We start from the raw sequence: 9,331 nt of genomic DNA on the forward strand, positions 1-9,331 counted from the left end.
TGCCGATGTTGACGACATTGCGGATACGCCGGCCGGTGTGACCGGTCCACGCGCCGGACCGCACCCGGTCCGCGAAGTCGGCCATCTTGTCGAGCACGGCGTGCACCTGGGGCACCACGTCCTCGCCGTCGACCTCGACCACCGCGTCGGCGGGGGCGCGCAGCGCGGTGTGCAGCACCGCCCGGTCCTCGGTGACGTTGATCTTCTCGCCGCGGAACATCGCGTCCCGCAGTCCGAAGACGTCGGTGGCGGCGGCCAGCTCGCGCAGCAGCCGCAGCGTCTCGTCGGTGATCAGGTGCTTGGAATAGTCGACGTACAGGTCGCCCACCCGCAGGGTGTACCCGGTGCCGCGGTCCGGGTCCACGTCGAACAGCTCGCGCAGGTGCGTCTCGCCCAGCTCCTCGCGGTGCTTGGCCAGCGCGGTCCATTCGGGTGTCTGGTTGAGCCTGGTACGGCCGTCTGCGTTCATTTCGGAGTTCCGCCTTCTTTTCTGCCTGTCCCTGCCGCGTAACCCTGCCGCGTGCCTTGCCCCGCTGCCGGTCCCAACCTAATTGATCTGGGGTTGACCTGACTCGTCGTCGGCATGGCGCCCGGGTATCAGCGCGGCGACGGACAGGGCGAAGCAGGCGGCCGCGAACAGTGCCGGGGTGTGCGCGCCCCAGGCGGCGGTGACGGCTCCGCCCAGCAGGGCGCCCAGCGGCGCCCCGGCCGTTCCGAGGGTGCGGAAGGCGGAGCTGACCCGGCCCAGCATCCCGGCCGGGCTGCGGCGCTGCATCAGGGTGCGTGAACTGACGTTCCACACCATGCCCATGAACCCGAACACCGCGAGCGCCGCCGCCAGGACCGGCAGGCTGCGCACCGAGCCCATCACGACCAGCGCCCCGAGCTGCACGGTGCCGGCGACGAGCACCCCGCGCGCGTACCCGGTACGGGCGACGAGGCGGCGGTGGGCCACTCCCCCGGCCAGTGAGCCGACGGTGTACGCGGTGATCACCGCCGCGTACCCGGCCGTCCCCGCGTCGAGCCGGTCGGTGACCAGGAGGACGAGGGTGGCGATCAGGGCACCCATGCCGATGTTGCACAGGGCGGTGGCGGCGCACAGTCCGCGCAGCAGCCGGTCCCGGGCCAGGACGCGCAGCCCCTCGGCGATCTCCCGGCGCAGGGTGCCGCCCGTCGCCGTCGGAGCCCGCTCGGGAGCGGCCGGCCGCAGCGAGGCCACCAGCGCGGCGGCGACCAGGAAGGTGGCGGCGTCGACCGCGAAGGGGGCGGCGATCCCCGCGGTGAGCAGCAGCGCGACGACCGGCCCGCCCAGCAGCCCGCCGGCGATGCGCTGCCCGGTCAGCAGCCGGGCGTTGGCGCTGCCCAGCGCGTCGGGGCGGACCAGGGTGGGCAGCAGGGCGGTGGCCGCGTTGTCGAAGAGGGTCTGGAGCGTGGTGAGGAGGAAGGCCAGGGCGATGAGCAGGGCGATGGAGCCGTGGCCGTGGCCCACGGCCACCGCGAACCCCGCGACCGCCAGTCCGCGTACCGCGTCGACCGCCCACATGGCGCGCCGCTGGTCCACCCGGTCGGCGACCGCGCCGCCGAGCAGCCCGAAGACCAGCCAGGGCAGATAGCCGCAGGCGGTGACCGAGGCGATGAGCAGCGGGTCACCGGTGAGCGACACGGCCAGCAGGGGCAGTGCGGCGGTGCGCAGCGCGTCGCCGAAGGAGGAGAGCACCGCGGCGCTCCACAGCCGCCCGAACCCGCCGCGCCACGCGGGCGCGCGCTCGTCCACCGCCGCCACCGTCACCATGCCCGTCCCCCCACGATCCGTCATCGAATTTCGTCGATGCACAAACCGTAGACGGCACCACTGACAGTCACGTCGTACGCGGCCGCGGAACGGACCCGGCCGGGCCCCTCGTGGGTGCCCGGCCGGTGCCAACTCCTAGATCTCGCCCCGCAGTTTGGCCAGCGCCTCGGCGAGGATCGCCTCGCCGTCGGCGTCGCTGCGGCGTTCGCGCACGTACGCCAGGTGGGTTTTGTAGGGCTCGGTGCGCGGTGGGTCCGGCGGGTTGTCCCGGTCCTGTCCGGCGGGGAAGCCGCAGCGGGGGCAGTCCCACGTGTCGGGCACCTGCGCGTCGCTGGCGAAGCTCGGCTGTGTCTCGTGCCCGTTGGAGCACCAGAAGGAGATGCGCAGACGCGGCGCGGACTCGCCACGCTCGGCCTCGCCCATCGGCCCCGCTCCGACCCGGCTTCCCCGGATCGCGTTGCCACTTGCCACGGTCGTAACTCCCTGCGTGATGGTGCCGCGAAGCGAGTCGGCGTTTCGCTTCGCTGCGAGCGCCTCAGTCTACGTAAGGCCCAACGCGCGTCCAGTGATTGGAGTTACCGGCCCCACATCAAGACGCAAGCCCCATGATAGGGCGCGCTCAGGAGCGCGTACCGAAGCATGGGGCGTTACGTCGAAAACTGCGAACTGCAACTGCGAACTGTGCGGTGCGGACCGGGTGGGTGCGGGTCAGCTGTTGGTCTTCATCAGCAGAGCCAGCACGATGATGCACGCGAACCAGAACAGACCGACCACCACGGTGATCCGGTCGAGGTTGCGCTCGGCGACCGAGGAGCCGCCGACGGACGACTGCATGCCGCCACCGAACATGTCGGAGAGGCCGCCGCCCTTCCCCTTGTGCATCAGCACCAGCAGCATCAGCAGCAGGCTGAAGACGATCAGGGCGATCGAGAACCCCATAACCACGGCTGGACCAACTTCCTCGGATTCTGATGGACGACGGGGCCCAGCGAATACCGCTGGACCCCGCCAGAGTACGACGTAACGCCGTTACCGCATACTCGCCGGTGGATCTACTGGTCGCGGAACCGGACGATCTTGACGAACTCGTCGGCGTCCAGGGAGGCCCCGCCGACCAGGGCGCCGTCGATGTCGGTCTGCGCCATGATCTCGGCGACGTTGCCCGACTTGACCGAGCCGCCGTACTGGATGCGGACCTTCTCGGCCAGCTCCGCCGAGTACAGCTCGGTGAGCTTGCCGCGGATCGCCGCGCAGACCTCCTGGGCGTCCTCGGCGCCGCAGACCTTGCCGGTGCCGATGGCCCACACCGGCTCGTAGGCGATCACGACGGTCTCGGCCTGCTCGGCCGGGAGGTCCTTCAGGCCGCCCTCGACCTGGGCGAGGGTGTGGGCGACGTGGTTGCCCGCCTCGCGGACGTCCAGTTCCTCGCCGACGCACAGGATCGGGGTCAGACCGTGCTTGTAGGCGGCCTTGACCTTGGCGTTCACCTGCTCGTCGGTCTCGGCGTGGTACTGCCGCCGCTCGCTGTGGCCGATCGCCACGTACGTGCACTTCAGCTTGGCCAGCATCGGACCGGAGATCTCGCCGGTGTAGGCACCGCCGTCGTGCGCGGAGATGTCCTGGGCGCCGTACTTGATCTTCAGCTTGTCCCCGTCGACCAGGGTCTGCACCGAGCGCAGGTCGGTGAAGGGCGGCAGGACGGCGACCTCGACGGCCTCGTAGTCCTTGTCCGCGAGGGCGAAGGCGAGCTTCTGGACGTGGGCGATGGCCTCAAGGTGGTTGAGGTTCATCTTCCAGTTGCCCGCCATCAGCGGCGTGCGAGTGGTCATGCGGGGTCAGTCCTCCAGTGCGGCGAGACCGGGGAGCGTCTTGCCCTCGAGGTATTCGAGGGAGGCGCCGCCGCCGGTCGAGATGTGGCCGAATGCCGTTTCGTCGAAGCCGAGCGTGCGGACGGCCGCGGCGGAGTCGCCACCGCCGACCACGGAGAAGCCCGGGGACTCGACGAGGGCCTGGGCGACCGCCTTGGTGCCCTCGGCGTAGTCGGGGTGCTCGAAGACGCCCATGGGGCCGTTCCAGAAGACGGTGGCGGCGTCGGCGAGCTTCGAGGCGTACAGCTTGCGGGTCTCGGGGCCGATGTCCAGGCCCTCCTGGTCGGCGGGGATGGCGTCCGCGGCGACGGTTGCGGGGTGGGCCGGGGCCTTGGTCTTCAGGTCCGGGAACTCGGTCGCCACCAGCACGTCGACGGGGAGCACCAGCTCCACGCCGCTTCGCTCCGCGCGCTCGATGTACTCCTTGACGACCGGGATCTGGTCCTCCTGCAGGAGGGAGATGCCGACCTCGTACCCCTTGGCCTTGAGGAAGGTGTACGCCATGCCGCCGCCGATGAGCAGCCGGTCGGCCTTGCCGAGCAGCTGGTCGATGACGGCGAGCTTGTCGGAGACCTTGGCGCCGCCGAGCGCGACGACGTAGGGGCGCTGGACGTCGTCGGTGAGCTTCTTCAGGACGCCGACCTCGGTGGCGATGAGGTAGCCGGCGTAGTGCGGGAGCTTCTTCGGCAGGTCGAAGACGGAGGCGTGCTTGCGGTGCACGGCGCCGAAGCCGTCGCCGACGTAGACGTCCGCGAGACCGGCCAGCTGGTCGGCGAAGGCGGCGCGCTCGGCGTCGTCCTTGCTGGTCTCGCCCGCGTTGAAGCGCAGGTTCTCGATGACGGCCACCTGGCCGTCGGCGAGGCCGGTGACGACGGACTCGGCGGCGGTGCCGACCGTGTCCTCGGCGAAGGCGACGTCCGTGCCGAGCAGCTCGCCGAGGCGGGCGGCGGCGGGGGCCAGCGAGAAGACCGGGTCCGGGGCGCCCTTGGGGCGTCCCAGGTGCGAGGCGACGATCACCCGCGCGCCCGCCTCGGCCAGGGCCTTGACGGTGGGCAGCACGGCGCGGATGCGGCCGTCGTCGGTGATGGTGGTGCCGTCCAGCGGGACGTTCAGGTCGGCGCGGACGAAGACGCGCTTGCCCGCGACGCCTTCGGAGAGCAGTTCGTCGATCGTCTTCATGCAGCAACTCCTGGGCTGGTGATCGCTCGTGATCCTACGAGGGCGGGTCGTACCGGACGCGCGTCAGGGCCCGGACGGCGCGCACACCGTCCGAGCCCTGCCGGCGCATCGAGAATGCCTGCTCAGTCGATCAGAGCTGGTTGCCGACGAAGACCGTGAGGTCGACGAGGCGGTTCGAGTAGCCCCACTCGTTGTCGTACCAGCCGAGGATCTTCACCGTGCTGCCTTCCTGGACCATGGTCAGGGAGGCGTCGAAGGTGCAGGACGACGGGTCGCTGACGATGTCCGAGGAGACGATCTCGTCCTCGGTGTAGGTCAGGTAGCCCTTGAGGTCGCCGTCGTCGGCGGCCTTCTTGAACGCGGCGTTGACCTCGTCCTTGGTGACCTCGCGCTGGAGGGTGACGACCAGGTCGGTGGCCGAGCCGGTCGGGACCGGGACGCGCATCGCGATGCCGTCCAGCTTGCCCTTGAGCTGCGGGAGCACCAGGGCGGTGGCCTTGGCGGCACCGGTGGTGGTCGGGATGATGTTCTCGGCGGCGGCCCGGGCGCGGCGCAGGTCCTTGTGCGGGAAGTCCAGGATGCGCTGGTCGTTCGTGTACGCGTGCACCGTCGTCATCAGGCCCTTGACGATGCCGAAGTTCTCGTCGAGGACCTTGGCCATCGGCGCCACACAGTTGGTGGTGCAGGAGGCGTTGGAGATGACGTGGTGGTTGGCCGCGTCGTACTTGTCCTGGTTGACGCCCATCACGATGGTGATGTCCTCGTCCTTGGCCGGAGCCGAGATGAGGACCTTCTTGGCGCCGCCGGCGATGTGCTTCTCGGCGTCGGCCTTCTTGGTGAAGATGCCGGTCGACTCGATGACGATGTCGACGCCCAGCTCGCCCCACGGGATGTCGGCGGGGTTGCGCTCGGCGAGCACCTTGATCGTCTTGCCGTCGACCGTGATGGTGTCGGCGGTGTGCGACACCTCGGCCTTCAGGCGTCCGAGGATGGTGTCGTATTTCAGCAGATGCGCGGTGGTCGCGGTGTCACCCAGGTCGTTGACAGCCACGATCTCGATGTCCGCACCCTGCTCCAGCAGCGCGCGGAAGTAGTTACGACCGATGCGGCCAAAGCCGTTGATGCCTACGCGGATCGTCACGAACCGATCTCCTCGTTGGTACGTCGGCGGCTCGACGCCGACGAGCTGTATGGGATGTCCCCGACCGCATACGACCCTACCTCTCCAAAGGCTCCGGGGTGACATCGAGAGGGCCATCCACGGCAAGGCGTTCCGTACCCGTCGGTACGGGTACGGAACGCCATGTGAGCGGGGTGTCGATCACCTGTTTAGGCGCCGGTGGCGCACTCCGCCGGCGCCGGTCGGGTCACTCGTCCAGGGCACTCAGTGCCTTGCCGAGCAGGGCGGTCCGGTCGGCCGCCGCGGTCAGGTGCTCCAGGCCGAAGCCCAACAGCACGGTGTCGTCCGTGGTGACCGCGCCGTAGGTCCGGAACAGGGTTCCGGTACGGGTCCAGTCGCGCAGCACGGCCGGGCTGCCCGGCGGCGGTCCGGCCACCTGCCAGGCGCCCAGCGACGTCTCGAAGCCCTCGGTCTCGGTCGCGGCGGCGCCGACGACGACGGACGCCTCGTCGGCCAGGACGCCGCGGCCGCCGGTGCCGGGGTCGGTGACGTAGCTGATCGACACCTCGACGGCCTGGCCGGCGTAGCCGCTCAGGTCGAAGGAGACCTGCTGCCAGCCGCCGGAGGAACCGGTGAGGCTGTTCCAGGACCCGGTGCTGCCGGTCGCGGCGCAGCCGTCGTCGGACAGCGTCAGGTAGTGCTCCAGCCAGGGGTGCTCGTTGATGTAGTAGCCGGCCGCGCACTCCGCCGGTACCGCGGTGCCAGTGGCGCCGCCGGCCTCCGGGAGCGTCGTCCAGTCGTCGCCGCCCGCGGTGCGGGCCTCGACGATCACGTTGTCGTAGCCCTCCTCGGTGTCCCACAGCAGTCGGGTCCGGAGCGCGGGGGCCTGCGCGGCGGTGGTGCCGGTGAGGTCGACGGTGCGGGTGAGGCGCTTGTAGGCGTCGTCGGTGTGCACCGCGGCGGCCATCCAGTCGCCCGCGTAGGGCCCGTACGGGTTGACGGTCCCGGCGAACTGTCCGGCGCCCGCGCTCGCGAACTGCGGGTGGCTCTCGACGGGCAGTTCGTCCGAGGTCACGCTGTAGGTGCCGGCCCGGTCCAGCGGGTTGCCGGGCGCGGCGCCGAGCGGTCCGCCGGTGCCGTCCAGCGCGCCGGAGCCGGTGAAGCCGGTGGCTCCCGAGGTGGCGGTGCGGGTGTAGGCGCCCAGGTAGTACTGGCTGAAGTCGTCCGACGGGTTGCCGCCGCCGAGGTCGACGCTGCCGCCGGCCTGTTCGCCCGCCTCGACCAGCTTGCCGCCCTCGTTGAGGTAGGCGCGCAGCTGGTGCTGGGTGGCGTTGCCGGGGGTGGCGGCGCCGGTGTAGTGGACGACGGTCCCGAAGTGGGCGAGGACGCCGAGCGCGTCGGGCGCGCCCTGGACGGCGACGTCCCAAACGGCGGCCCGCCGGCCGTTGGCCTTGAGCGCGTCCACGTAGGTCCGCGCCTGGGTGGCCGTGACGCCCTCCTCGGCGACGACCAGGACGTCGGCGCGGGCCCGTTCGGCGATCGTGTAGGTGAAGTGCGCGCCGGCGACCGGCTTGCCCTGCCGGCTCCGGCCGGTGAACCACACCTCGACCCGGTCGCCCGGCGCGCCGTCCTCGACCTCGGCGCGGTACTCGTCGAAGTAGAGGTTGTCCTCGCCGCCGTAGGTCTCGCCGCCCCGCCAGGGCCGCAGCGCCGCCTCGTGCGTGCGGCCGCCGTTGACGCGGTACTTCAGTGCCTTGTCGCGCACCGACTTGCGGGCGACGACCGCGACCTCCTGGTCGGCGCCGCGCGCGTAGGACGTGGTGAACGCCTTGGGGGTGAGGTCCGCGGCGTCCAGGCCGACCGACGAGGCCGGCCGGTCGGGGTGGGGCGCGGTCTCGGCGACGGAGAGCGCGAACGGGACGTTCTTCTCGAACTCCTGCTGGATCAGCGTCTCGTCGTCGGGGAAGTTGAAGACCGACTGGCAGTCGCCCGCGTTCCACGCGTCGTCGGGATCGACGTTCGACGCGGTCTGACAGGTCGACATCTCGGGGGTGAACATCGCCATGCCGTTGACGTTGGCGGCGTGTCCGTCGGCCTCGCCGTTGGTGGTGTACAGCTCCGAGGAGACCTGCGGCCGGTAGCCGGGGATCGCGGAGTTGTCGGGCGTACCGGCGAGGGCCCGGTACAGGACGTCGTCGGGCGTGTCGGTGGCCACCTGCCAGCCGACGCCGTAGAGCAGGAGTTCGGCGGCGGAGTGGTAGTTGATGCCGTACGTGAAGCCGATCCGCTTCTCGAAGGCGTCCAGGGCCTTGGTCTCGGGCTCGGAGTTCGGGCCGGCGCCGCGGTAGGTCTGGCTGGTGGGGTTGGGGGACGAGCCTTCGTCGTCGTAACCCCATTTGTAGGCGAAGTTGCGGTTGAGGTCGACGCCGTCACCGGTGCTGATGGCGCCGTCGCCGTTGACGTCGCGCAGGTTCTTGCGCCACAGGCGGTTGTCGGTGTTCTCGAAGGTGTAGTCGTAGCCGTCGGGGTTGGCCGACAGCAGGAACCACAGTTCGGTGGAGTCGACGATCTTCTTGACGCGCCGGTCGGACTGGTAGTTGTCCAGGTAGTGGTGCATCAGCCGCCGGGTCATCTCCGGGGTGATCCACTCGCGCGCGTGCTGGTTGGACGCGTACAGGACGGACGGCTTGGAGCCGTCCTTCGACTTCTTCGCGCCCTTGGTGAGCTTCAGCGCGAGGATGTCCTGGCCCTTGACGGTCTTGCCGATGGAGACGACCTTGGTGAGGCCGGGATTCTCCTGGGCGGTCCGGAGGATCTCCTCCTTCAGCCCGCCGCTGCCGCTGTACGGGCGGAAGACCCCGTCGGCGGCGGCCGCGACGCGCTGTTCGGCGCGGGCGGAGAGGGTGTGCTCGGTGAGGTCGACGCCCTGCTCCTCCAGTTCCTCGGCCTGCCGGCCGGTGAGGTAGACCTCGACGGAGGCCGTGCCCTTGGCGGGCACCTGCTCGCCGAGTTCATGGGCGTCCTGGCCGGCGGCCAGCAGCAGGGGCACCTGCCGCTGGGTGACCTCGGCGCGGAAGACCTTCACTTCCTGCGGGTCCGGGGCGGCGGCCGCGGGCTGCGCCTGGGCCACGGGGGCGAAGCTCGCTGCGCCGAGCAGGAGTGCGCCGAGGGTGCCGACAGCGAGGATCGGTCTCGCTCCGCGTCGTCCGTGCCGTCCGTGTCTTTCCTGTCGTCCCTGTCGTCCCTGTCTCATGAACCCCCCTTGCGGTGGTTCGCCACAGTGGCGAACAGGTTGCCAGGCTCATGACACTCCATGATCGAGTCAAGAGCGCGGTCACGACACGCGGGGGCCGGTGTCGACCACCCAAATGG

The 9,331-nt window shown here is 70.5% G+C and carries 7 protein-coding genes and 1 pseudogene; all 8 read right to left on the reverse strand.

Annotated features, from left to right (window positions below; translation table 11 throughout):
- A pseudogene (locus tag ACTT8P_RS37095) lies at positions 1-469 on the reverse strand (glucose-6-phosphate isomerase); the annotation flags it as partial.
- A gap of 78 nt (positions 470-547) precedes the next feature.
- The gene (locus ACTT8P_RS37100; RefSeq protein WP_442836208.1) at positions 548-1,792 is read right to left on the reverse strand and encodes an MFS transporter; all 1,245 of its coding nucleotides are present in this window, start codon (positions 1,790-1,792) and stop codon (positions 548-550) included.
- A gap of 135 nt (positions 1,793-1,927) precedes the next feature.
- Positions 1,928-2,263, reverse strand: a complete 336-nt coding sequence (locus ACTT8P_RS37105; protein WP_003957010.1) for an RNA polymerase-binding protein RbpA — start codon at positions 2,261-2,263, stop codon at positions 1,928-1,930.
- A 237-nt stretch (positions 2,264-2,500) separates the two neighbouring features.
- Positions 2,501-2,731, reverse strand: coding sequence for a preprotein translocase subunit SecG (secG, locus tag ACTT8P_RS37110; protein ID WP_442836203.1), 231 nt, complete (start codon positions 2,729-2,731; stop codon positions 2,501-2,503).
- Between the two features lie 113 nt (positions 2,732-2,844).
- Positions 2,845-3,621: a triose-phosphate isomerase gene (tpiA, locus tag ACTT8P_RS37115; protein WP_442836204.1), complete on the reverse strand. Its 777-nt coding sequence runs from the start codon at positions 3,619-3,621 to the stop codon at positions 2,845-2,847.
- Positions 3,622-3,627: 6 nt separating this feature from the next.
- Positions 3,628-4,839: a phosphoglycerate kinase gene (locus ACTT8P_RS37120; protein ID WP_442836205.1), complete on the reverse strand. Its 1,212-nt coding sequence runs from the start codon at positions 4,837-4,839 to the stop codon at positions 3,628-3,630.
- Between the two features lie 130 nt (positions 4,840-4,969).
- Entirely contained in the window at positions 4,970-5,980 is a 1,011-nt protein-coding gene (gene gap, locus ACTT8P_RS37125; protein WP_442836206.1) for a type I glyceraldehyde-3-phosphate dehydrogenase, read from the reverse strand.
- Positions 5,981-6,206: 226 nt separating this feature from the next.
- Positions 6,207-9,212: a M14 family zinc carboxypeptidase gene (locus ACTT8P_RS37130; protein WP_442836207.1), complete on the reverse strand. Its 3,006-nt coding sequence runs from the start codon at positions 9,210-9,212 to the stop codon at positions 6,207-6,209.
- Between the last annotated feature and the right edge of the window lie 119 nt (positions 9,213-9,331).

The sequence above is a fragment of the Streptomyces sp. JW3 genome, from assembly GCF_052216785.1.
Taxonomy (GTDB): domain Bacteria; phylum Actinomycetota; class Actinomycetes; order Streptomycetales; family Streptomycetaceae; genus Streptomyces.